The organism is Roseomonas gilardii (assembly GCF_001941945.1).
Taxonomy (GTDB): Bacteria; Pseudomonadota; Alphaproteobacteria; order Acetobacterales; family Acetobacteraceae; genus Roseomonas.
Window position 1 is genome coordinate 1,805,464 of the sequence record NZ_CP015583.1, and the last position, 22,453, is coordinate 1,827,916.

The 22,453-nt window shown below is 69.5% G+C and carries 23 protein-coding genes; 8 read left to right on the forward strand and 15 right to left on the reverse strand.

Annotated features, from left to right (window positions below):
* Positions 1 to 54 precede the first annotated feature (54 nt).
* From RGI145_RS24980 to RGI145_RS08150, 3 genes are read left to right on the forward strand one after another with little or no spacing between them, the layout of a single operon-like run.
* The gene (locus RGI145_RS24980; protein ID WP_155984495.1) at positions 55 to 198 is read left to right on the forward strand and encodes a hypothetical protein; all 144 of its coding nucleotides are present in this window, start codon (positions 55 to 57) and stop codon (positions 196 to 198) included.
* A 13-nt stretch (positions 199 to 211) separates the two neighbouring features.
* Positions 212 to 913: a hypothetical protein gene (locus tag RGI145_RS08145; RefSeq protein ID WP_075797955.1), complete on the forward strand. Its 702-nt coding sequence runs from the start codon at positions 212 to 214 to the stop codon at positions 911 to 913.
* The gene (locus RGI145_RS08150; protein ID WP_075797956.1) at positions 910 to 2,022 is read left to right on the forward strand and encodes a toxic anion resistance protein; all 1,113 of its coding nucleotides are present in this window, start codon (positions 910 to 912) and stop codon (positions 2,020 to 2,022) included. Before RGI145_RS08145 ends, RGI145_RS08150 begins: the two co-directional genes overlap by 4 nt.
* Before the next feature lie 35 nt (positions 2,023 to 2,057).
* Here RGI145_RS08150 and RGI145_RS08155 read toward each other — a convergent pair whose 3' ends face one another.
* The 5 genes from RGI145_RS08155 to RGI145_RS08175 form a co-directional block, all read right to left on the reverse strand.
* Entirely contained in the window at positions 2,058 to 2,603 is a 546-nt protein-coding gene (locus RGI145_RS08155) for a YidB family protein (protein WP_075797957.1), read from the reverse strand.
* A 117-nt stretch (positions 2,604 to 2,720) separates the two neighbouring features.
* Positions 2,721 to 3,404, reverse strand: a complete 684-nt coding sequence (locus RGI145_RS08160) for a CHAP domain-containing protein (protein WP_237183245.1) — start codon at positions 3,402 to 3,404, stop codon at positions 2,721 to 2,723.
* 339 nt (positions 3,405 to 3,743) lie between these two features.
* On the reverse strand, positions 3,744 to 4,094 hold the full coding sequence (locus tag RGI145_RS08165) for a RidA family protein (RefSeq protein ID WP_075797959.1): 351 nt from the start codon (positions 4,092 to 4,094) through the stop codon (positions 3,744 to 3,746).
* Positions 4,095 to 4,267: 173 nt separating this feature from the next.
* Positions 4,268 to 4,615 carry a hypothetical protein gene (locus RGI145_RS08170; RefSeq protein WP_075797960.1) on the reverse strand — a complete coding sequence of 116 codons (348 nt, stop codon included), beginning with the start codon at positions 4,613 to 4,615 and terminating at the stop codon, positions 4,268 to 4,270.
* Entirely contained in the window at positions 4,612 to 5,112 is a 501-nt protein-coding gene (locus RGI145_RS08175) for a hypothetical protein (protein WP_115353338.1), read from the reverse strand. Before RGI145_RS08175 ends, RGI145_RS08170 begins: the two co-directional genes overlap by 4 nt.
* 253 nt (positions 5,113 to 5,365) lie before the next feature.
* On the opposite strand from RGI145_RS08175, the gene RGI145_RS08180 reads away from it, so the two are divergent.
* The gene (locus tag RGI145_RS08180) at positions 5,366 to 6,790 is read left to right on the forward strand and encodes a hypothetical protein (RefSeq protein WP_075797961.1); all 1,425 of its coding nucleotides are present in this window, start codon (positions 5,366 to 5,368) and stop codon (positions 6,788 to 6,790) included.
* 44 nt (positions 6,791 to 6,834) lie between these two features.
* Here RGI145_RS08180 and RGI145_RS08185 read toward each other — a convergent pair whose 3' ends face one another.
* The 5 genes from RGI145_RS08185 to RGI145_RS08205 form a co-directional block, all read right to left on the reverse strand.
* The gene (locus tag RGI145_RS08185) at positions 6,835 to 7,761 is read right to left on the reverse strand and encodes a sugar kinase (protein WP_075797962.1); all 927 of its coding nucleotides are present in this window, start codon (positions 7,759 to 7,761) and stop codon (positions 6,835 to 6,837) included.
* A 5-nt stretch (positions 7,762 to 7,766) separates the two neighbouring features.
* Positions 7,767 to 8,396 carry a bifunctional 4-hydroxy-2-oxoglutarate aldolase/2-dehydro-3-deoxy-phosphogluconate aldolase gene (locus tag RGI145_RS08190; RefSeq protein WP_075797963.1) on the reverse strand — a complete coding sequence of 210 codons (630 nt, stop codon included), beginning with the start codon at positions 8,394 to 8,396 and terminating at the stop codon, positions 7,767 to 7,769.
* A gap of 169 nt (positions 8,397 to 8,565) precedes the next feature.
* Positions 8,566 to 8,829, reverse strand: coding sequence for a hypothetical protein (locus RGI145_RS24985; protein ID WP_075797964.1), 264 nt, complete (start codon positions 8,827 to 8,829; stop codon positions 8,566 to 8,568).
* Between the two features lie 66 nt (positions 8,830 to 8,895).
* On the reverse strand, positions 8,896 to 9,282 hold the full coding sequence (locus RGI145_RS08200; protein WP_208863949.1) for a DUF3429 domain-containing protein: 387 nt from the start codon (positions 9,280 to 9,282) through the stop codon (positions 8,896 to 8,898).
* Between the two features lie 70 nt (positions 9,283 to 9,352).
* Positions 9,353 to 12,217 carry a glycosyltransferase gene (locus RGI145_RS08205; RefSeq protein ID WP_237183246.1) on the reverse strand — a complete coding sequence of 955 codons (2,865 nt, stop codon included), beginning with the start codon at positions 12,215 to 12,217 and terminating at the stop codon, positions 9,353 to 9,355.
* A 219-nt stretch (positions 12,218 to 12,436) separates the two neighbouring features.
* Between RGI145_RS08205 and RGI145_RS08210 the strand changes: the two genes are divergently transcribed.
* A complete protein-coding gene (locus tag RGI145_RS08210; RefSeq protein ID WP_075797966.1) occupies positions 12,437 to 13,735 on the forward strand; it encodes a hemolysin family protein in 1,299 nt (432 codons plus the stop codon).
* 41 nt (positions 13,736 to 13,776) lie between these two features.
* On the opposite strand, the gene RGI145_RS08215 is transcribed toward RGI145_RS08210, so the two are convergent.
* The 3 genes from RGI145_RS08215 to RGI145_RS08225 all read right to left on the reverse strand — a co-directional run bounded on the left by RGI145_RS08215 (position 13,777) and on the right by RGI145_RS08225 (position 15,886).
* Complete coding sequence (locus tag RGI145_RS08215; protein WP_075797967.1) at positions 13,777 to 14,736, reverse strand: glycosyltransferase family 2 protein; 960 nt, start codon at positions 14,734 to 14,736, stop codon at positions 13,777 to 13,779.
* A gap of 305 nt (positions 14,737 to 15,041) precedes the next feature.
* The gene (gene gpt / locus RGI145_RS08220; RefSeq protein ID WP_027280946.1) at positions 15,042 to 15,533 is read right to left on the reverse strand and encodes a xanthine phosphoribosyltransferase; all 492 of its coding nucleotides are present in this window, start codon (positions 15,531 to 15,533) and stop codon (positions 15,042 to 15,044) included.
* Between the two features lie 11 nt (positions 15,534 to 15,544).
* Positions 15,545 to 15,886 (reverse strand): tRNA-binding protein, encoded by a 342-nt coding sequence (locus RGI145_RS08225; RefSeq protein WP_027280947.1) that lies wholly within the window; start codon positions 15,884 to 15,886, stop codon positions 15,545 to 15,547.
* A gap of 151 nt (positions 15,887 to 16,037) precedes the next feature.
* On the opposite strand from RGI145_RS08225, the gene ggt reads away from it, so the two are divergent.
* Both ggt and RGI145_RS08240 read left to right on the forward strand, forming a co-directional pair.
* A complete protein-coding gene (gene ggt, locus RGI145_RS08230) occupies positions 16,038 to 17,642 on the forward strand; it encodes a gamma-glutamyltransferase (protein WP_075799941.1) in 1,605 nt (534 codons plus the stop codon).
* A gap of 660 nt (positions 17,643 to 18,302) precedes the next feature.
* Positions 18,303 to 18,794, forward strand: a complete 492-nt coding sequence (locus tag RGI145_RS08240) for an O-acetyl-ADP-ribose deacetylase (RefSeq protein ID WP_075799942.1) — start codon at positions 18,303 to 18,305, stop codon at positions 18,792 to 18,794.
* 13 nt (positions 18,795 to 18,807) lie between these two features.
* Here RGI145_RS08240 and RGI145_RS08245 read toward each other — a convergent pair whose 3' ends face one another.
* Positions 18,808 to 19,053: an Lrp/AsnC ligand binding domain-containing protein gene (locus RGI145_RS08245; RefSeq protein ID WP_075797969.1), complete on the reverse strand. Its 246-nt coding sequence runs from the start codon at positions 19,051 to 19,053 to the stop codon at positions 18,808 to 18,810.
* Positions 19,054 to 19,293: 240 nt separating this feature from the next.
* Here RGI145_RS08245 and RGI145_RS08250 point away from each other — a divergent pair, with 240 nt between their 5' ends.
* Complete coding sequence (locus RGI145_RS08250) at positions 19,294 to 20,895, forward strand: ABC transporter substrate-binding protein (RefSeq protein WP_075797970.1); 1,602 nt, start codon at positions 19,294 to 19,296, stop codon at positions 20,893 to 20,895.
* Between the two features lie 87 nt (positions 20,896 to 20,982).
* On the opposite strand, the gene RGI145_RS08255 is transcribed toward RGI145_RS08250, so the two are convergent.
* Positions 20,983 to 22,383, reverse strand: coding sequence for an MFS transporter (locus RGI145_RS08255; protein ID WP_075797971.1), 1,401 nt, complete (start codon positions 22,381 to 22,383; stop codon positions 20,983 to 20,985).
* Positions 22,384 to 22,453: the final 70 nt, after the last annotated feature.

Here is a 22,453-nt window from a genome sequence, read left to right on the forward strand (position 1 = left end):
GGCGCCGGTCACCGCTTGAAGACAGGGGCAGGGGTCCGCATCTTTTCCGCTGAAATGACCCCGAACCGCCCACTCCCGGCCGTCAGGCCCTTCCAGGTTCCCGCCCGCCGGATCGCCGGGGCGGCGCTGATGCTGGCCAGCCTGGGGCTTGTGTCGGTGCTGACCCTGGTCCAGGCCATCATCCGCATCTTCCACTGACGGCGCCCCGCTGATGCTCCCCGAGACCTATCGCAAGGCCCTGCGTGGCCTCGCCCTGCCGGTCATGGCGCTGCCCATGCTGCCGGCGCTGCTGCTGGCCCTGGCGAGCGGCCAGTCGCGGACCATCCTGGGCCTGCTCGCCGGGCTGGCGGGCACCGGGGTGACCGTGGCCCTGCTGCGCCGGGCGAAGCATGGCGACCGGCGCCGGGCCATGGCCGCGCTGGGGCTGGGCACCGGCTTCGCGGCGGCGCTGGCGGGCGGCACGGGCAATGTGGGGGCCGTCCTGCTGGGGCTGGCGGCGGCCTATGGGCTGCGCCTCGCCTATGAGGGGCTGCGCGAGGAGCCACCCGAGCCCTATCTGGGCGATGCCGGGCTGGAACCCTTCGCCCGCCGCCTTGCCGTGCTGGAAGGCACTGATACCCGCCTCGCCGGAGCGGTCCTGGCGCTGCGCGGGCTGCTGCGCGAGATGGCGCTGCGGCCCAGCCTGGCGGGGCAGGCGCGTGGCCTGCTGGTGCTGGGGCTGGACGGGCTGGAGCGCATCGCCCAAAGGCTTTCCGCCGGCGCCGTCGCGCCGCGCGAGCTGACGGCGGCCATGACGGACGTGGAGCGGGCCGCGGCGCAGGCGGCGGATCGGCTGCGTGCCTCCGAGACCGAGGCGCTGGACGTGCAGTTGACCGTGCTGCGGCAGAGGCTGCGGGAGGAGGGGGTGGCATGAGCGATCCATCGGAGGCGCAGCAGCGCACGGTTCCGGCGCGGGCGGCGGAGCTGGCGCGCCAGATCGACCTGGCCGATCCTTCCTCCATCCTTCGCTTTGGGCAGGAGGCGCAGCGGCAGGCCACGGTGGCGGCGGATGCCATGCTCGGCGCCTCCCGCAACGACGCGACCGGGCAGGCGGGCGATGCGCTGTCCGGCCTGCTGTCGCATCTGCGCGGCTTCGATCCCGGTGGCGGGGAGGAGAGGCCGGGGCTGCTGTCCCGTCTGATGGGGCGGGCGAGCAGCGGCACGGTCGGCATCCTGCAACGCTATGAGAGCGTGCGCGGACAGGTCGAGGCGGCGGGCGACCTGCTGCAGGGCCACCGCACCCGGCTGATGGAGGATGTGGAGCGGCTGGAGCGGCTCTATGGCGCCACGCTGGAATGGTTCCACTCGCTCGCGGAGCATATCGAGGCTGGCGAGCAGGTGTTGCACCGCACGGATACCGAGACCGTGCCGAAGGCCGAATGGGAGGCGGAGGTCGCCAAGGACCCACTGGCGCCGCAGCGCCTCCGCGACCTGCGCGCGGCGCGGGACGAGCTGGACCGGCGCATCCACGACCTGCGGCTGACGCGGCAGATCGCGATGCAGGCCCTGCCGGGTATCCGGCTGATCCAGGAAAACGACAAGGCGCTGGCCTCGAAGATCCATTCGGTGCTCGCCAACACGGTGCCGCTCTGGCGGGCGCAACTCGCCCAGGCGCTGGCGATCCAGCGGATGCGGGAGGCTGGCGGGGCGCTCCAGGCGGCGACCGACCTGACCAACAAGCTCCTCACTGCGAATGCCGAGGCGCTGCGCCAGGGCAATGCCCAGGTGCGGGGCGAGATCGAGCGCGGCGTGGTGGACATGGATTCGCTGAAGCAGGCGAATGCGGCGCTGATCGGCACGATCGAGGATTCGCTGCGGATCGCCGAGGAGGGACGCAACCGGCGCCTCTCGGCGGCGGCCGAGCTGGAGAAGGCCGAGGCCGAGATCCGCCGTGCGCTGATCGCCGCGAAGGTGCCGCCCAGGAACGGTGGTTCACCATCTTCCGACGACGCCGTGCCGCAGGGGAATCCGCGGCACGGGTGAGGGGGCCGGGCCGGCTGGCCGCTCGGAAGACCCGTTCAGCCGCCGCGCTGGCCGCCCAGCACCGAGCGCAGGAGGCCGCCCACGATATCACCGGCCGAGCTGCCTTGCCCGGCGGTACCCTGAGGGCCGCTCTGGGGATGGCTGGAGGTGGAGCCGCCCCCCAACCCGCCCAGGATGCTGCTGAAGATGCTGCCCAGGCCGCCTTGCAGCCCGCCCTGGGGCATCTCGGCCTCGCTGGTCGGCACGCTGCCTTTCGGGGTGAGGTAGTTCAGGATCATCGGCAGCGCCATCACCAGAAGGGAGACGAGCTGCTGGTGCGTCATCCCGAAGCGGGAGGCGACATTGTCGATGGTAGAGCTGCCGAAGGCCCGTTCGATGGAGCTGCCGTCGGCGGGCTGGTTCTCGCCCGTTCCGACCCAGGATTCCACCTGGCTGTGCATGCCGCCCTGGCGCAGGCGGTCCACGAGATCCTGCACGCCGGCGCTGTCCGTTCGTCCGCCCATGAGGGAGGACATGATCTCGTGGATCTGGGAGATGCCGGCACCGCCAGCCGGGGTGTCGCTAGGCGTCGTTCCACTCATGGCCGTCCTCCTGGAAACCGATGTGCCGGCAACATCGTGGCCGGCGCGAAGGTTTCCCGAGGATAGGCCCGCAGGGAGAGGAAGGCGAAACTTTAAAGGAGGAGCGTCGGCCGCCGCTCAGCGGCCGGTGTTGCGCACCGTGATGTCCAACGGGCGGTTCGAGGCGGGCGCCTCGGCCACTTCCTCGAAGCCCTGGGAACGGGCGTAGTTGATGCGGGGGGAGGCGCCGATCGGGCGGTTGTGGATGAAGCCGTAGGTCGGATAGACGCGGCCGAAGCTCTCGTCGCTGCGGCCGACCTGCACCCGCACGGCGGTCCAGTCATTGCGCGGAGAAACGTCGATCACCGAGACGTTGCGCATCACCGTGCCCTTGCGGATGCCGGGGCCTTCCCAGTTCGCGTGCTCGATCTCGATCTCGCGCCCGTTCACGATCCGCTGCACCACCGCCACATGGCCGAGGCGCATGCCGCCGGAGGAGCGGAAGGCCAGGACAGAGCCGGGCTCGGGGCGCTGGCCGCGCTCGTAGAGGCCCGCCGCATTGCCCCACCATTGGTAGCCGTTCCCGGTGACCTGGATGCCCGACACCATCCGGGCATAGGGGACGCAGGAGATGCTGCCGGTGAACATGGCGTTGCGGACCGTGCCCTCATGGACACGGGAGGAACGCGCCTTCAGCGACGTGTTGCGGAAGTTCGGGGTGACATTCAGGGTCTTGGCGACATGCGCCGTGGTGCCGTGGCGGGCGGCTTTCGCGCCCTTCTGCTGTGCCGCTTCCGCACCACCCGGAAGGGTGAGGGCCAACGCTCCGCAGAGTGCCGTGACAGTAATCGCCGAAGACCTGAACCGCATGACCCCCCCACGGATTGGCCCGACGGGCCGGTAACCCATTGCTAATCCTGGCCCCACCCAGGAACCGGCATCACGGATGCCGGTGCGGAGCCGGTACCGGAGGGTTGCGTCCTCGCCAATCCGTGACAGCAATGTGTGTGCGGAATTGGTGTGATTTGTCATGAGCATAGCTGGCAAGCGGTGCCGATAGAGAAGATAGTCCTATACGTTCCATGGCAACGCTGCCAAAGTCACACTGTGGCGGTTGTGCCGCCACAGCGATTCACACAGCCGGAACGCCGCGCCGCCGCTTCAGCGGCAGGCTGTGATCATGATCTCCACGAGATGGCGCGGGTCGGCCATGTTGGCTTCCACGCAGGCGCGGACCGGTGCGCCGCCTTCCGGCAGCCACGACACCCACTCCTTGTTCAGGGCATCGCGGTCGCGAATGTCCTTCAGCCACACCTGGGCCTGAAGCAGGCGGGTCTTGTCGGTGCCGTACACTTCCAGCAGCTCGTCGATCCGGGCCAGGATCTGCTTGGTCTGTCCGACCACGTCCTGGGAAAGGTCATCGGCGGTGACGCCGGCCAGGAACACGAAGTTGTGGTACTCGACGGCGTTGGACAGCACCGGGTTGTTGCCGTGGCGGTTGATCTTGCTCATCGCGGAGCCTTCTCCTCGTCTCATGGTCGGGACGGAGGGTGTCCTAGAGCAGATCGGCGGCCAGGGGAATCACGCCAGGGGCGCACAGCCGGGAATCATATCGAGGAATCGCCGCGGCGCGTGCCCGTCGCCGGAGGCGGGGCAGGCCGCAGCGGCACACCCCCGGGCCGGGATCAGCGTGTGGCGGGCGCCGCGCCTGACGGGCTCCCGGCGGCACCGGCCGCATCCGGCGCGTTGTCGCGGGCACAGGCAGCGGCCATCCGGTTGCGCTCGAAGGTGGCGCCCAGGCGGTCCGTCTGGTTGCGGATGCCGAGATAGCTCTGCACCCCGGAACTCGCATCCAGCTCGTCACTGCGCATGGTCTGGCCCCGGTCGCGGAACAGGATGGCCCGCTCGGCATCGCGACGGCAGGCGGCCAGCCTCGCCTCGTCCTGGCGCTGGTCGCTGCTGCGTTCGGGCGCGCTGGCACAGGCTCCCAGGATGGGGAGGAGGAAGGCAAGGGCGAGGAATCGGTAATTCATGAACGGGCTCCGGCCGGCAGCCGCGAGAGTCGGCGCCGCAGGCTGGTTTCGTCCAGTCTGGCGGCCGGGTCCAGGGGGAGCTCGGCCGCCGCCCCGAGGAGCGCGGGGTGGAGCTCGGCCTCGCCGGCGCTGATCTCGAACATGCCCCGCAGCCAGGGCAGGCGCCCCATGGCATCCAGCAGCGCCAGCAGCCGCAGCAGCACCGCCATGCCGGAAACCGTGCCGAGGCCGAGGGTCAGGTCGATCGCCTCCGCCCAGCAGCGCGCATCGGGATCGGACAGGTCCAGCCGCACCGAATCCGGCGCCGCCCGGTCCCCGGCGGCGAAAAACAACGCGCGTTCGGGGCCACGCAACCCGAGGGCGGCACCCTCCCGCGCGCTGTCCCAGGCCGCCAGCAGCACGCGGGGCGGGACGGGCGGGATCGAGGCGGGGGTGAAGGGAAGCGCATGGGCCACCCGGCCATCCGGCCCCAGTGCCCGTTCGACGAATGTGCTCACCTTGTGAAGATGGTGTCTGCCGTGAAGCGGCGTAAGCCCCTGGCGGCGTCGGGCGTTGGAGGGTGATGCGGCCGGCGCGCTCTTGATGTTTTCCGAACGACGCCCAAAACGACAGGACTTCCGCCGTCGATGCGTCACCGCGGGGCTGGCCAACCGGGAACCTGTCGGAGACGACCGGGCCTTTCGTGAAGGGTGAGACAGGGTGGGAACGACTGCGGCACGGCCGAGGATCTGCGTATGCCTTAGCGGCCAGATGCGGCGTTTCGAGGGTGGGCTCGGCTGGCTGCATGCCTTGCGGGAGCAGGCGGAGGTGAGCGTGGTCGTCGCCACCTGGCGCGAGCGCGGGGCCAAGGTCAGCGGCCCGATGAATGCCAGCCGCCTGGATCTCGTCCTGCCGCCGGGCCTGCTTCGCGCCCTCCCGGCGGAATGGAAGTCGCAGCGCTTCTTCGAGGTGTTTCCCGCGCTGCGCCGTCATCTGGCCGAACGGGCGGAAAGCGAGACCGTGACGCGGGAGGCGATCGAGGCGGCGGTCGGCCCGGCGCGCATCCATATCGAGGATGCCTTTCCCTTCGGATTCTACGAGAACCGCCAGCGCCACCCGGATGGCGCGCCGCATGGCACCGACCCCTATACGCTGCGGCAGTTCTACAAGGTCTTCCAGGCGGGGGTGATGAAGCGCGACCTGGAGCAGGAGCAGGGCGTGCGCTTCGACGCCGTGCTGCGCCTCCGCCCGGACAAGGCGCTGCACCGGGCGGACCTGCCGCTCCTTCTCTCCGCCGGGCCACGCGACCTTTTCACCGACCATTTCCGCGAGGGCGCCGCGGGCGACCAGCTCGCCGCGGGTTCGAGCCTGGCCCTGGATGTCTATGCGGAGTTCTTTCTGCACGCCTTCCGCAAGGCGACAGAGGGAAGCTGGCGCGAGGTCCATGGCGAGCTGCATGACTGGCTGGTCGGGGCGGGGCTGACGGTCCGGCCCATGACCTCCCAGCTCGGCCTTGCGCCCGATGGGCTGCTGTCGGCGGAGGAGGTGATGGCGGTGCTGCGTGAGGCCGCCGCCGGCCCGGCGCCGCTCGGCCCCCAGGCCGCCTATGTGCTGCGGACGCTGGAGGCGGACGAGGCACTCCAGGCCGGGGATACGCGCCGCGCCCTGGCCCTGGCGCGGCAGGACCTGCCGGCGCCCGAGGGGATCGGCATGAGCGGGCGGCTGCTGCTCATGGGACGGGCCTTGCAGGCGCTGGGCAACCGGCGCGCCTCCTTCCTGGCCGCGGCGCTGAGCCTGGTCGGCCAGCCGGAGAACGCGCTGATCTGGCAGGGGCCCGGCAGCGCCAACGAGGAACTGAACCTTCTGCTGGAGAACGCGCCGGGGCTGCTGCGGCCGGGCATCCAGCCCTGGTCCGTGGTGACCGACGTCGCCGCCGAGATCACACGCCATGGCGGCGAACTCCTGCCGCTCGCGGCGCTGCTGGACGAGCCGGGCTTCCGCCGGGAGGCCGAGGCGGCGCTGGCGGATGCCATGACCCGCGCCGCCCGGAATGGTGGGCTCCAGGCGCATCTCAGCCGGCTCTTCGAGGAAGGGGGCTGCCCGGTGGAGGCGGAACTGGCCTGTGCCGCCGCGGTGGAGCTGCTGCCGCACGACATGGCGCTGCGGCAGCGGCTGGAAAGCCTGCGCGAAGGCTGAGGCCTCCCCGGGGGGGGGAGGCTCCCTCGGGAGGTGTTCCGGCTTCAGTCCTGCTTCAGGAAGGCCAGCACATCCTCGCGGCGTGGCATCGGGGCGACTGCGCCATAGCCGGTGGTGGAGAGCGCTGCCGCCGCGTTGGCATAGCGCGTCGCCTCCTCCGGCCCGTCGCCGGCCAGGAGCCGCGCCAGGACATTGCCGGCGAAGGTATCGCCCGCGCCGGTGGCGTCCACGGCCTTCACCGGCCGTCCGGGGACGCGGGTCCGGCCGTCCCGCGTCGCGACGATGGAGCCGTCCTTGCCGAGCTTCAGCAGCACCAGCGGGCAGAGCTTCAGGTAGAAATCCGCGATGGCGTCCGGATCCTCCAGCCCGGTGAGATGCGTCGCATCGTCATAGGAGGGCAGGGCGATGTCGGCCCGCTCGATGGCGGCGTGGATGATCGCCGTGGCACGGGCCAGTGGCCAGAGGCGCAAGCGGAGGTTGGTGTCCACCGAGACCTTCACCCCGGCCTCCCGTGCGATCTCGGCGGCCTGCAGCGCCGCGTCGCAGGCGCTGGACGAGATCGCCAGGCTGATGCCGGTCAGGTGCAGGATCTTCGCGGCGCGGATCGCCTGCTCCGGAAGGTCCTCCGGGCGGTAGCGGGCGGAGGCGGAACCGCTGCGGTAATAGGTGAACTCGTGTCCCGTCTCGCCATGCGTGACGATGTAGAGGCCGGTCGGCGCCTCGGGGCTGCGCAGCACCGTGGAGGTGTCGATGCCCTCGCCCTGCCAGAGCGCCATGAAGCTGTCGCCCGGGCGGTCCTGGCCGATGGCACCCAGGAAGCCCACCGAGGCACCGGCGCGCGCGGCCGCGATGGCGGCGTTGGAGGCATCGCCGCCATGGCCTTCCAGATAGAGCGGGCGGCCGTCGGTGGCCTTGGATTGCTGGTTGAGCTCCCACATCGGCTCGCCCAGGCAGAGGAGTTCGGCGGCCATGGGCGTCAGGCCTGGATGATGCCGAGCGCGGCGCGGGCGGCGTCCTGCACCGCCGCACGATCGCCCTTGGCGATCAGGGACTCGTCCACGAGCTTTCCGCCCATGCCCACGAAGGCCGCGCCGGCCGCCAGATAGTCCGGCGCGTTTCGGGCATCGACACCGCCGGTCGGGCAGAAGGTGACCTGCGGGAAGACGGAGCGCAGCGCCTTCACATGGCCGGGGCCGCCCGAGGAGGCCGCAGGGAAGACCTTCACCACATCCGTCCCGGCGGCCAGGGCGGCGCGCACCTCGGTCGGCGTCACCGCGCCCAGCATCAGGCAGGCGCCGGCCTCGCGGCAGGGCGGGGCGAGGCTGGAATCGACCCAGGGCGCCACGATGAAGCGTGCCCCGGCGGCGAGGCAGGCCTCGGCCGTGGCGGCATCGGGCACCGTGCCGGCGCCGACCAGCAGGCCGGGTTCCGCCGAGAGCTCGCGGATCAGGTCCACGGCGCCGGGGACGGTCATGGTGATCTCGAAGACGGTGATGCCCGTCTCCCGCAGCCAGGCGACTGCCGTGGCCGCGTGGGCGGTGTCGCGGGTGCGCACCACGGGCACGATCCGGGCGGCTTCGAGCTGGGCGATCAGGGGATGGCTCATGGCGGGGGCACACCTCGTGGGACAACGCTTCCACCAACGAGATAGGCCCAGGGCGGGATCGAGTCATCCCTGCCTGGAGGGCCACGCGCCGCCAGGGCGTCATTTCACGCCGCAGGCGGGGTTCCGGAGGGCATGCGATCCAGCCCTTCCAGGCTGGCAGGACCGGTTCTCAGAGGCGTCCGGCGGTGTGTTCCAGCGTCAGGGCCGCGGCATGGGCGCGCCGGGCCTCCTGGCCGAGCTGCCGCAACTCCTCGTCGAAGTCCCGGACGCTTTCGCGCAACAGGGTGGCCTGGGTGCGGAGCTGGGACACGGAGTCCTGGAAGGCCTGGACAGCCCGGCGCTGTTCCTCCTGGGCCTTGACCAGGTTCTGCATGGCGTTTTCGAGGCGCCGCATCGGGGTGACAGGGAAGGGGATCACCTCGGCATCCGGCATGGGACCTCCAAAGGAGCGAAGCGGACAGGAACCATGCTATAGACGTTTAAAATTATGGAATCAATCTCATAATAGAAGCAGCGCGCCGAAGAGGAGCGAGGCCGAGGCGCCGATCGACAGCAGCCAGCGCAACCGGAGCCAGCTTCGCGGCGCGATGGCATGGAAGCGCGCCGCCCAGGATTCCACGATCACCGTGAGCATCAGGCCGAGGATAAGGAGGAGGGCCATCCAGTAGGGCGGCAGCAGCAGCGCGATCCAGGCCAGCAGCGGCGGCAGGACCCCGAGGGTCAGGCGTGGCCAGTCCCACCCCGCCTCGCTCTCGGGGGCCCGCAGGGTGGCACCCCAATGGATGGCGCCGAGGAAGGACAGGATGGTGGCGCCGTAAAAGAGCAGCGGTGGCCGCGCCCAGGCCTCGCCGGACAGCGAGAGCATGGCCAGCCCGAAGAAGGGCACGAGACCGGCCAGCCCGAGAATCCGGGCGGCCGGCGGAGCCCGCCAGCCGCCCGATGTACGTATCCTTGGCCTATTCAGCCGCTGTGCGGGCAACGGCATGGCCGGCCGTGGAGGTGGCTGCGAGGGCGCCCGGCACGCCCTGCACCCGGGCGGGAGAGGGCAGGGCGGCCACCGCCGCCATGGAGACGGCGGCCAGATAGGGCACCGACTGCACCAGCAGGATCACGGTCCACAGCACGGCCTCCCAGGTTCCGCCACGATGCACCAGGGTAACGCCCAGCGCGGCGGTCCAGAGCAGGCCCATCAGGATCAACTCTTCCCGCGCGGTGGCGAAGGCCTGCACCAGTGCCGGGGCGTTTTCCATCTTCGGCGTGCGGGCGAAATGGGCGCGGCGCTTGAAGAGCCCCTGCCAGACCGCCTTGCCGATGGTGTGGGTCAGCGCAAGTCCGCCCAGCGCCGCCGCCAGCCGGTCGCCCGCGCCGCAGGCGACGCGCGCGGCATAGAGCGTCCAGATCTGGAACAGCTTGAAGGCGAAGAGCCCCAGGCTCGGCAGCATGAAGAGCAGGATCGGGAACTCGTTGGACAGGCCCACTCCCTGCAGCACCGCCCGCAGCGCCAGCCAGAAGCCCTCGCCCAGGCCGAGATGCTGCAGCACCCAGGCATGCAGGCCCGCATAGTGCAGCTCGTTGGTCAGGGGCAGCAGGGTCAGGCCGAGCGACCAGAACAGCCCGCCGATCACGAAGGCCAGGCCCAGCGCGTCGCCGAACCAGGGCATCCAGCCCATCACGAAGTGGAAGCGCTGGCCCTGGGTCAGCGAGCGGTCGAAGGGGTTCAGCAGGGCGCGCCAGTGGCCCTTCACGATCTGCACCGCGCCGAAGGCCCAGCGATGGCGCTGCTTGCGGTAGGCGGCGAAGTCGTCCGGCATCACGCCGCGGCCCATGCTGTCGGGCACGTAGACGGCCTCCCAGCCCTGGCGCATCAGCCTGAGGCCGAGTTCGCTGTCCTCGCAGATGCACCACTCCGCCCAGGCCTTGCCGTCCACCGCCGCGCCTTCCAGCGCCGCGCGGCGGATCAGCGTCATGGTGCCGTGCTGGATGATGGCATTGCGCTCGTTGCGCGTGACCATGCCCGCCTTGAAGAAACCGGCATACTCCCAGAACATGATCCGCTTGAACCAGCCCTCATGCCCGTCGCGGTAGTCCTGCGGCGACTGGGTGAAGCCGACCTCCGGCCGGTCGAAGAAGGGCACCATGCGCCGCAGCCAGTCGGGGCGGACGAGGTAGTCGCTGTCCAGCACGCCGATCACCGCGGCATCGGGCGCGGTCTCGCGCAGGGCGAAGTTCAGCGCGCCGGCCTTGAAGCCCGGCCAGCGGCCGAGATGGAAGAAGCGGAACTTCGGGCCGAGGCGCGCGCAGTGCTCGGCCACCGGCTCCCACACCGCCGGATCGGTGGTGTTGTTGTCCACCACCAGCACCTCGAAATTCTCGTAGTCGAGCGCCGCCAGGGCATCGAGGGTCTGGCGCACCATCTGCGGCGGCTCGTTGCAGATCGGCAGGTGTAGCGAGACCTTGGGCATCCGGCTGGTATCGGCGGCCGGCAGGGCGGGCCACTGGCGCTTCGCGACGCGGCCGAACACCGTCTCGGCCAGCTCGAAGCTGTCGGAAAGCAGCAGGGCGAGCAGCAGGAGCTGGCCCAGGATCAACGCGCCCCAGACCGCGGCGGCGGCGGGGGAGAGATAGGTCTCCGACATGGCCAGCACCACCGCGACCACGCCGGTCACGGCGAGCTGGGCGAGGCCGGCCATCATCAGCTTGCCGGCGGGGCGGATGTCCGGGCGGCGGGCGAGGAAGAAGAAGCTGGCAAGGAAGGCGGCGAGGCTGCCGCCCAGTGCCCAGCCGGCCCAGCCGGGATTCTCCTGCACCGCGCCGGTCAGCGGCCACTTCGCCTGCCGGTCGAGGTCCAGCATGCCCCAGTAGCCGGCGGCCCGGCCCTCGAAGCTGGCCTTCCAGGGCTGGTCGAAGGCCTCCATGACGAAGTAGTCGAGGTTCTCGCGATCGGCGATGCGGAAGAACTTGCGCATGAACATCGCCTGGTTCACCCGGCTCGCCCGCGCCGCGCCCTGGGCCACGCCGTCGGACGGCCAGCCGATCTCGCCGATCAGCACCGGCTTGTTCGGGAACATCGCCTTCACCTGCCGGTACTTCTCCATGGAGAAGCGCAGCGCGTCATCGACCGGCAGGCCCTCCCAGTAGGGCAGCAGGTGGATGGTGATGAAGTCCACGGCCTGGCCCAGCTCCGGATGGTCCACCCAGACATGCCAGGGCTCGGCGGTGGAGACGGGCTGGCGCACCTGCCGCTTCACCTGCCGGATATAGCCGGTGAGTTGCGGCACGGTCAGGTCGCCGCGCAGGATGGATTCGTTGCCCACCAGCACGCGGTCCACGTTGCGGGCCTCGCGCGCCGTCTGGACGAGGTTGCGGATCTCGGTGGCGTTGCGGTCCAGGCGCTTGTCCAGCCAGGAGCCCATGGTGACGCGCAGGTCGAGCCCGGCCTGCCAGGCGAGGTCGGGGATGCGCTCCAGCCCGTTCGAGGCGGCATAGCTGCGGATGCGGTCCGTCATCGGGGCGACGCGCCGCAGGTCGCGCAGGATGTCGGCGGCGCTGGGCTGGTTGTCGCCCTCGGCGCTCTGGCCGCGCTGGTAGGGGGCGAAGGCGAAGCCTTCCACCCGCCCGGTGAAGTCCGGCATGGCGACCGGCCGGTTCCAGGCCCACCAGGCGCCCAGATGCGCGACCGCCACCAGGGCGAGCACGACCAGCGTGGTGGCCTGCCGTGACAGGAAGGGGTGGGGCGGGCGCTGCCGCACCGGGGTGGCGGTGGAAGCGGGCGGGGTGACCGGGCGGGGTGGCCAGTCCTGTCCCATCGGGCTCGCGTTCATGCTGTGTCCGGCGTCTTGCGGCCCCCGTCCCGGGCGACGCGCCGCCCGGCCGTTCCGGGCGGCGCGGCCGAATCCGGGGCCGCGTCTCGCCGACCATGAAGGGCCGCCCCTGCGGCGCGGGTCGGCCGCAAATAGGGCATTTTCGCGGCGGAACAAATGGGAGCCGGAACGGCATGGCGCTATCGCTGGCCCCGATCCTCCCCTACAAGATGCGCCATCATGTCCGTCCTGATCGAAATCGGCATCATCATCCTGCTGGTGCTGCTGAATGGCGTCTTCGCGATGGGCGAGCTCGCGGTGGTATCCTCCCGCCGGGCGCGCCTGCAGGGGCTGCAGAAGAACGGGGTGAAGGGGGCCGCCACCGCCCTTTCCCTGGCCGAGAACCCGGAGCGGATGCTGCCCACGGTGCAGATCGGCATCACGCTGGTGGGCATCCTGGCCGGTGCCTTCGGCGGCGCCCGGCTCGCCTCCACGGCGGAGCCGCTGGTGGCGAAGGTGCCCCTCCTGGCGCCCTATGCGGACGACATCGCCTTCGGCGTGGTGGTGCTGCTCATCACCTATCTCTCGCTGATTCTGGGCGAGCTGGTGCCCAAGACCCTGGCGCTGCGGAACCCGGAGGTCGTCGCGAGCCGCCTTGCCGCGCCGCTGCTGCTGATCTCGCGCATCGCCTCGCCCGCCGTCTGGCTGCTCTCCTCCTCCTCCGCCCTGGTGCTGAGGATGCTCGGCGCCTCCCAGGCCACCGATACCTCCGTGACGGAGGAGGAGGTGAAGGCCGTGGTGGCGGAGGGCGCCGAGGCCGGGGCGCTGGAGCGCGAGGAGCGCCAGATGATCGAGCGTGTGCTGCGCCTCGCCGACAAGCCGGTCCGCGCGCTGATGACGCCGCGCAACGAGGTCATCTGGCTGGACCGCAGCGAGACACCGGAGGAGCTACGGACCCGCGTGCGCGAGGGCGGTGTCTCCCGCTACGTCGTGGCCGATGGCCGCGTGGACAACGTGGTCGGCGTGGTCGCGGTGAAGGATCTGCTGGACGAGCTGCTGGCCGGCCATGCGCTCTCGCTGTCCGAGGCGATGCGCCAGCCGCTGGTCCTGCCCGACTCCCTGCCGGCGCTGGATGCGCTGGAGCGCATGCGTACCGACAAGATCGGCATGGCGCTGGTGATGGACGAATACGGCTCCTTCGAGGGTATTGTCACCGATTCGGACCTGCTGGAGGCGATCGTCGGCGAACTGGGCGAGCCCGAGCCGGAGCCGGCCGAGGGTGCGGTCGAACGCCATGACGGATCGCTGCTGGTGGACGGCATGATGCCGTCGGACGAACTGAAGGCGCGGCTGGACCTGCCGACCCTGCCGCAGGAAGGCAGCTACCACACCGTTGCCGGGCTGCTGCTGGCGCTGCTGCAGCGCGTGCCGAAGGAGGGCGACCGGATCGCCTGGTCCGGCTGGCAGTTCGAGGTGGTGGATATGGACGGTCGGCGCGTGGACAAGGTGCTGGTCTCGCCCGAGACCGTCGCCGGCTAACGATCCCGGCCGCGAAGCATCCTTCGCGGCCGGAAGCGGGATCAGGCCGAGCGCATGTAGCGCACGGCGCGCAGCCGGGGCGTGGCGATCAGCCCGAGGTGATAGGCCGACTTCATCAGGCTCTGGCCCTGGCGGTAGTAGCGGGAGAAGAAGATGTGCAGCGCCTTCTTCCGCCGCCGGCCCATGGCATGCTCCACCACGGATTCGGCTGCGATCTGGTGCATCAGCCGGTCCCGTGCCGCCATCTCGGCGGGCGAAAGGTTGGGCAGGGCCTCCAGCACGTCGTAGATCTTGCTGCTGACATTCGCCCCCGTTTCCCGTAGCCCTTCCGGGGAGAGGCGGTAGAGCGAGGTCTTGCGGTCCAGGAAGTAGAAGGCCTTGCCGGGGAAGGCCTGCGACAGGCGGATGCCGAAATCCGTGTCGAGCTGAAGCCCCACCAGTTCCATGCTGCGGTAGCCGATCTGCCGCGCCGCCTGGGTGTCGATCAGGAAGCCGTCGCAGGGAACCTGCCGCCACAGGGCGCGCACCAGAAGGTCATAGTGCAGGCCGCTATACTCGGACGTCCGGTTGCCGACCTTGCTATGGGTCTCCGTGTCCTTCGGCGAGACCATGCCGAAGGGGGTGATGCATTCCTGGATGCCATAGGCGCAGATCACGTCGGGCGAGGAGCGGTAGGCTGCGTCCAGCGCCTCGATAGCCCCGGGCAGCAGGGCGTCGTCGTCGTGCAGCACCAGGATCCGCTCGCCGCGCGCCTCGGCGAAGAGCTTGTTGATGTTGCCCACGAGGTTCGAGGCGGGGACGTTCCGCCAGTAGCGGATGGTGATCCCTTCCGGTGGCGTCAGGTCGGCGATCAGCTGCTCCGCCTCGTCGGTGGAGGAGTTGTCGCTGACATCGATCTCCAGCGGTCGGTAGTCCTGCTGGAAGACGGAGTGCAGGCACTGCAGCAGCAGGGATGGGCGCCGGTAAGTGGGGACCGAAACGGTGATCAGGGGGGCGACCATTGCTCTCCTTTTCGTGTCTTCCTTGGGGGAGGGGAAGGTCGCAGGACCGTCCCTCAGCCCGTTTTCCATCGTGGATTGGGGCTATAGCGGATGCTTACCCGGCAACGATACACAAGAACTATCCATCTTATGAGATAATTTTTAAACTCACGGAAATTTTTGATACGAATTGGCGCGACATGAGAGATCGCCGAGCCCGCTCCGGAGGGTCCGCGAAGCCATGAACGCGGAAGGCGGGCCCGCGAACGGACCCGCCTTCCGGGAACGGATCTGGAAGGAGACGGCGTGAGAGGCCGGTAGCCGGTTCAGCCCTTCGCGCTCTTGGCGATGGGGGCCACGAACTGCGGCTCGGTGTCCCAGGGGAAGAGGATCCAGGTGTCCTGGCTCACCTCGGTCACGAAGGTGTCCACCAGAGGCTTGCCGGCCGGCTTGGCATAGATCGTCGCGAAATGCGCCTTGGGCAGCATGCCGCGCACCACCCGGGCGGTGGTGCCGGTGTCCACGAGGTCGTCGAGGATCAGCCAGCCATCGCCGTCGCCCGCCGCCTCCGGCATCTTCACGACGCTTGGCTTGCCGCGCTCCTCCTCGTCATAGGTGACGATGGAGACGCTCTCGATCAGCCGGCAGTCCAGCTCGCGGGCCACGATGGCGGCGGGGATCAGCCCGCCGCGCGTGATGGCGACGATGCCGTTCCAGGGGCCGCCCTTCGGCCCCTTGTCCACGAGGCGCCAGGCCAGGGCCTTGCCGTCGCGATGAAGCTGGTCCCAGGAGACGGTGTAGTAACGGGGGGCGGCCATGGACCGGTTCCTCAGAACATGCGCGCCCCGTCCGGCACGGGCGTGTCGGGGCGCAGGAGAACGACATCGCCATTCTCGTCCGGCACGCCGAGCACGAGAACCTCGCTGGCGAAGCCGCCGATGCGGCGGGGTGGGAAGTTGACGACGGCGATGACCTGACGCCCGGCCAGGCCGTTGGGATCGTAGTTCACGGTGATCTGGGCGGAGCTCTGCTTCACCCCGAGCTCCGGGCCGAAATCGACCCAGAGCTTGATCGCGGGCTTGCGGGCCTCCGGGAAGGCTTCCGCCCTGGCGATGGTGCCGGTGCGGATGTCGAGCTTCGTGAAGTCGTCGATCGTCGCCGTTGCGTCCATGCCCCCGTGCCTAGCCGAGCCTGTCCGGCAGCGAAAGAGGCCGCGGCACGCCGGCTGCATGGTTGCCGTCGCGCGGGGGCCATGCCAGCGTCCGCCGCGACACGCGCGGCCGCATCCCGGCGGCCGGCTGCCAGGAGTGTTCCCCGCCGTGATCCGTGACTTCCATCGCCCCGGCCGCAGCCCGGCCATCGCCACCCACGGGATGGCGGCCACCTCGATGCCCGCCGCCACCCTGGCGGCGATCGATATCCTGCGGGCGGGCGGCAATGCGATGGACGCGGCCATCGCGGCCCATGCGGTGCTGGCGGTGATCGAGCCGCAGAGCACCGGTATCGGCGGTGACTGCTTCTGCCTCTATGCCCCGGCTGGCACCGGCAAGGTCGTGGCGTTGAACGGCTCGGGCCGCGCTCCGGCCGGCGCGACGCCGGAGGCGCTGCGCGCCGCCGGGCTGACGGCGATGGTCAACACCTCCGCCCATTCGGTGACGGTGCCCGGCGCGATCTCCGCCTGGGACCTGCTCTCTCGCACCCATGGCCGCATGGGACTCGATGCGGTGCTGCAACCGGCGATCCGGTGGGCGGAGGAAGGGCATCCGGTCACGCCGCGCGTGGCCCATGACTGGGAGCTGGGCACCGAGAAGCTGAGCAAGCAGCCGGCCACGGCACGGCGCTTCCTGAAGGATGGCCGGCCCTATAGCGTGGGCGACGTGTTCCGCCAGCCGGAGCTTGCCGAGACGCTGCGCGTGATCGCGCGGCAGGGCGCGGCCGGGTTCTACACCGGTGCGGTGGCGGCCGACATGGTGGCCGTGCTGCGCGAGGCCGGCGGCACACATACGGAGGAGGATTTCGCCGCCGGGCAGACGGTGGCGGAGTTCGTCGAGCCGATCCGCACGAGCTGGCGCGGCATGGATGTCTATCAGTGCCCGCCCAACGGCTCCGGCATGCTGGTGCTGATGATGCTGAACATCCTGGGCGGCTTCGAGACGCCGGCCGGCGGCCCGCTCTCGGCGGAGCGCATGCACCGGCATATCGAGGCGGCGCGCTTCGCCTATCGCGACCGCGACGCCTTCCTGGCCGATCCCTCCCAGGTCGAGGTGCCGGTCGGGCACCTGACCTCGCAGGCCTATGCCGACGCGATCCGGGCACAGATCCGCGACGACCGCGCCCTGCCGGAACTGCCTCCCCCGGGCGAGGCGGACTGGGCGAAGCACAAGGATACGGTCTATCTCTGCGTGGTGGACAAGGACGGCAATGCCTGCTCCTTCATCAACTCGCTCTTCGAGGGCTTCGGCTCCGGAATCCTGGCGGAGAAGAGCGGTGTGATGCTGCAGAACCGGGGCTTCGGCTTCCGGCTGCAGGAAGGCCACCCGAACTGCATCGCGCCGCGCAAGCGCCCGATGCACACGATCATCCCCGGCATGGTGATGAAGGATGGCCGCGCAATCATGCCCTATGGCGTGATGGGCGGGCATTTCCAGCCGATGGGCCAGACGCTGTTCCTGTCCAACCACTTCGAGTTCGGGCTGAACCCGCAGGATGCGCTGGACCTGCCGCGCCTTTTCCCATTGGGCGGCAAGGTGCAGGTGGAGCGAGGCATTCCCATGGAGCTGGTGGAGAGGCTGCAGCGCATGGGCCATTCCTGCTGCCCGATCCACAGCCCGCATGGCGGCGGCCAGGCGATCCTGATCGACCATGAGCGCGGGCTGCTGATCGGTGGCTCCGACCCGCGCAAGGACGGCATCGCGCTGGGGTACTGAGGGCCGGACCGCCAGGGGAGGTCATCGCCTTCCCCTGGCATCGTTCCGGTTACTTGCTTCCGGGCGTCCGGGTCAGTGCGCCGTGGCCAGGGCGCCGTGGCCAGGGCGCCGCGGCGGGAGGTGCCGGCCCCGGTCCGCGTGAGCAGGCCGGTCACCGAGAAGGGCGCGATCCCGGCATAGCAGAGGGCCGGCACCAGGAAGGCGATGTTCGGGCCCGCGCGGTCCGCCAGCAGGCCGGTCGCCAGCGGCACGCGACCGACCAGCAGCGCGGCGGGCAGGGAGACGGCACCATAGGCCAGGAAGAAGGCGAACTGCGTCAGCATCGCCTCGGTGAAGCTAAGCGAGAAGACCGAGCGCACCATCGGCACGAGCGTGTCGATGATCGAGGTTGCGAAACCCCAGGCGAAGAAGAGCGTCGTGACAGAGACCAGGGCGGGAAGGCTGGTCCGCCCGCTGGATGAGGATAGCGGGGAAGCTGTGCTCATAAGGGTCTCTCGGTTGGTTCCGCCAGCGGAGGACGGACCGCCGGGCATCGTATCAGCCGAGGTGCCCGGCCTCATCTCGCAGTGCAGCAAAAAACGCTGACATTTGGTGAAGTTTGACGCGCGGTCAGGGCCGGCCCCCGGGGCGGCCGTCGGCCAATGGGAGGACGAGATGGGCATGCGGGCGGAACAGGGGGACATCACCACCTTGGCGGTGGATGCGATCGTGAACGCGGCCAACAGCGCGCTCGCCGGGGGCGGTGGGGTGGATGGGGCGATCCATCGCGCCGCCGGGCCGGAACTGGTTCGTGCCTCCCGCGCCCAGGCGCCCTGTCCGGCCGGCGAGGCGCGGATCACCCCCGGCTTCCGCCTGCCGGCCCGCCACGTGATCCATACGGTCGGCCCTGTCTGGCATGGCGGGGGTCAGGGGGAGGCTGCGTTGCTGGCAGCCTGCTACCGGAACTCGCTCGCCCTGTTGCGGCAGGCGGGCGGGCACAGCATCGCCTTCCCGGCGATCTCCACCGGCATCTACGGCTATCCGCCGGGCCCGGCTGCCCGCATCGCCGTGGCCACGGTCCGTCAGGCACTGGAGGAAGGCGATCTGGAAGTCGTCTTCGCCTGCTTCGACACGGCCACCCTGGAACTCTACCGCCGCGAGCTGGCCGGCTGAACCGGGCGGCCTCTCAGGCCGAGAAGGCGTTGAAGGTCTGGATCGTATAGGTGTCCTTCACCCCCGGAACGGTCTGCACGCGATCCACCACGAAGAGGCCGATATCCTGGTCGGGCTCCAGGTAGAACTTGCCCAGCAGGTCATACTGCCCGGAGGTCGAATGCATCTCCGACAGTTCCGGGATGCCGTCCACCATCTCCCGCGCCACGCGGTAGGACTGTCCCATCTCGCATTTGATCATCACAAAGATCGCGCGCATCGCACCCTCCGTCGCGCCGGAAGATGAACGCCATGGCGCGCGGCGGGAAGGGTGGAGGCGCGGGAAAACACTTTATGCTCATATGCTCGCGGCAGGGACAGTTGATCCTGGTTTAGGCATGACGGTCGGTTTTTACTCGGTGAAGCACCATCTATGGGCATTATGGCGCTCTGGGTCTATGTGGAGCCGAAGGATGCCCTTTCGTTGGGCAATCCTCCGTTCTGCGAGGGAAGAAGAGCAATGCAGCGTCGGGATCTTCTGAAGGGCACGGGAGCGGTTATGGCCACCGCCATGCTCGCCATGCCACGCATCGCGCGCGCCCAGGGCAGCGGTGGAGGCGGGACGCTCCGCTTCGTGCCCCAGGCCGATCTGCCGAACCTGGACGCCGTGGCCGGCACCCAGCTCGTGGTGCGCAACGGCGCGCTGATGGTGTTCGACATGCTCTACGGCCTGGGCGCGGACCTGCAGCCGAAGCCACAGATGTGCGAGGGGCACGAGGTTGCGGACGGTTTCAGGACCTGGACCTTCCGCCTCCGCCCCGGCCTGAAGTTCCATGACGGGGAGCCCGTGCGCAGCGCCGACGTGGTCGCCAGCGTGAACCGCTGGATGGCGCGCGACACGATGGGCCAGATGATCAAGGCCCGGCTGGACGCACTGGAGGCGGTGGACGACCGGACCTTCCGCTTCCGGCTGAACAAGCCCTTCCCGAAGCTGCTCTTCGCCCTGGGCAAGAGCAACACGCCGCTGCTGGTGATCATGCCGGAACGGATTGCGAAGACGGATCCGTTCCAGCAGATCAAGGACTATGTCGGCTCCGGGCCATTCCGCTTCAAGCGCGATGAATGGATGGCCGGGTCGAAGGCGGTCTTCGAGCGCAACCCTGACTACCAGCCGCGCGAGGAGCCGTCCGACTGGCTGGCCGGCGGCAAGAAGGTGCTGCTCGACCGGGTGGAGTGGATGACCATGCCTGACCCGGGCACCGCCGCCGGTGCCTTGCAGAGCGGCGAGATCGATTGGTGGGAGAACCCGATCGCCGACCTCGTGCCGGTGCTCAAGGGCGTGCGCGGCCTGAGCGTCGAGATCGCCGATCCGCTCGGCAATATCGGCGCCATGCGGATCAACCACCTGCAGCCGCCCTTCGACGATGTGCGCGTGCGTCACGCCTTGCAGATGGCGGTGGACCAGGAGGACTACATGCGCGCCATCGTCGGTGACGACGAGGCGCTGTGGAAGCGCCTGCCAAGCTTCTTCACCCCCGGCACGCCGCTTTACACCGAGGCCGGAGCGGAACGGCTGAAGGGGCCGCGCCAGATCGAGGCGGCGAGGAAGCTGATCGCCGAGGCGGGCCATGCCGGAGCCAGGGTGACGATGCTGGTGGCCTCCGACGTGCCGATCACCAAGGCCCAGGGCGACGTGACGGCGGAGGTGCTGAAGAAGCTGGGCTTCCAGGTGGACTACCAGGCGCTGGACTGGGGCACGGTCGGCTCCCGCCGCACCAGCAAGGCGCCGCCGTCCCAGGGCGGCTGGAACATCTTCTTCTCCTGGCATTCCGGCGTCGATTGCATCAACCCGGCGCCCTACAAGGGCGTGGATGCCAGCGGCGACGGTGCCTGGTTCGGCTGGCCGAAGTCGGACAAGGTGCAGGCCGACATCGCGCGCTGGTTCGACGCACCGGACCTGGCTGCCGAGAAGCAGGCGATGGATGCCATCAATGCCGGCTCCATGGACCTCGTGACCTATGTCCCAACCGGCTTCTTCCTGGGCTACTCCGCCTGGCGGGGCGGGTTGAAGGGCGTGGCCAAGGCGCCGTTCCCGCTCTTCTGGGGCGTGAGCAAGGCCTGAGGACATGAAAAGGGCCGGCGGAGCTTCCTCCGCCGGCCCTCTCCCGGTTCACGGTCCGGGGCGGGTTTCCGCCCCGGCCGGATCGCGTCAGCCCTTGGCCAGGGTCGCGTTGATCGACTGCAGCCGCAGCTCGTCGTAGCGGCCCTTTTCCACCGGCTGGGCATTCGCCTGTCCCAGGTCGTTCATGTGGATACGGTAGGTCTCGCGGGCGCTGTAGGCGGCGATGGCCGCGATGGCGGTGATGCCCAGGGTGACCGCCCCGATGGTCAGCGGGATATTGGCCGAGCCCGGGGGCGCGATGGTGGCGAAGAGCGCGGGCAGCAGCGCGGTGATGGTGGTGCCGACATTCTGCGAAATCGCCATCGCCGAAACGCGGGTGCGGGTCGGGAAGAGCTCCGGGAAGAAGCTCGGGAAGATGGCGTTGTAGCCCTGGTAGACCAGGCCCCACATCAGCAGCGACATGATGATCGCCATCGGCACGTTGTGGATGCTGATGGCATAGAGGTAGCCGAAGGACAGCAGCCCGGCGCCGAGCGAACCGACGATGATCGGCGGACGGCGGCCGATCCTGTCGGACAGGTTGCCGATGAAGGGGATCACCAGCACCGCCAGGATGTTCCCGAGCACGGGGATCCACAGATAGACATCCGCGTGGAAGCCGATGCCGTAGGCGGCCTGCACCGCATAGGCGCCGCCGAAGACCGTGGCCACGACGGGGATCACGTTCATCAGCGCCATGCAGACGACGCGGATCATGTCGGGCCAGTTCTCGCGGAAAGCCTCCTTGATCGGCGCACGGGGGGCACCGGTCTTGCTCTCCTCCTCGGTGAAGGCCGGGGTTTCCTCGACCTCGCGCCGGATGATGAAGCCGACCACGATCACGAAGAAGCTGAGCAGGAAGGGAATGCGCCAGCCCCAGCTCTGGAAGGCCTCGGTCGGCATGTAGTGGGCGAGCGGCAGGAACACGGCGGCGGCCAGGATCTGCCCCGCCTGCACGCCCTGCAGGGTGAAGCTGCCGTAGAAGCCACGGCGGCCGAAGGGCGCGTGCTCCAGGATCATGGAGCTGGCGCCCGAGATCTCGCCGGCCACGGCGAAGCCCTGGACGAGACGCAGGATCACCAGCAGCACCGGGGCGAGGATGCCGACCTGATGATAGGTGGGCAGCAGGCCAACCAGCATGGTCGAGATGCCCATCAGGAACATGCAGAAGATCAGGACGCGCTTGCGGCCGATGGTGTCGCCCATGTGGCCGAGCACGAAGGCACCGATCGGGCGCGCGACATAGCCGACGCCATAGGTGGCGAGCGAGGCGACGATGGCTACGGTCGGGTTACCGGCCGGGAAGAAGATCTGCGGAAAGATCAGCGCCGCGGCGGTGGCATAGATGAAGAAGTCATAATATTCGAGCGCCGAGCCGATCCAGCCGCTGGCCGCCGCTTTCTTGGATTGATGCCGGCCATGCGGCTCGTGTTCTTGAGTCCCGCTCATTCTTGTTTCCTCTCGACTGGTCCGTCGGCTCATGGCCTGGGCGCCACTACTCGCAGTGGCGTCCGGTAGG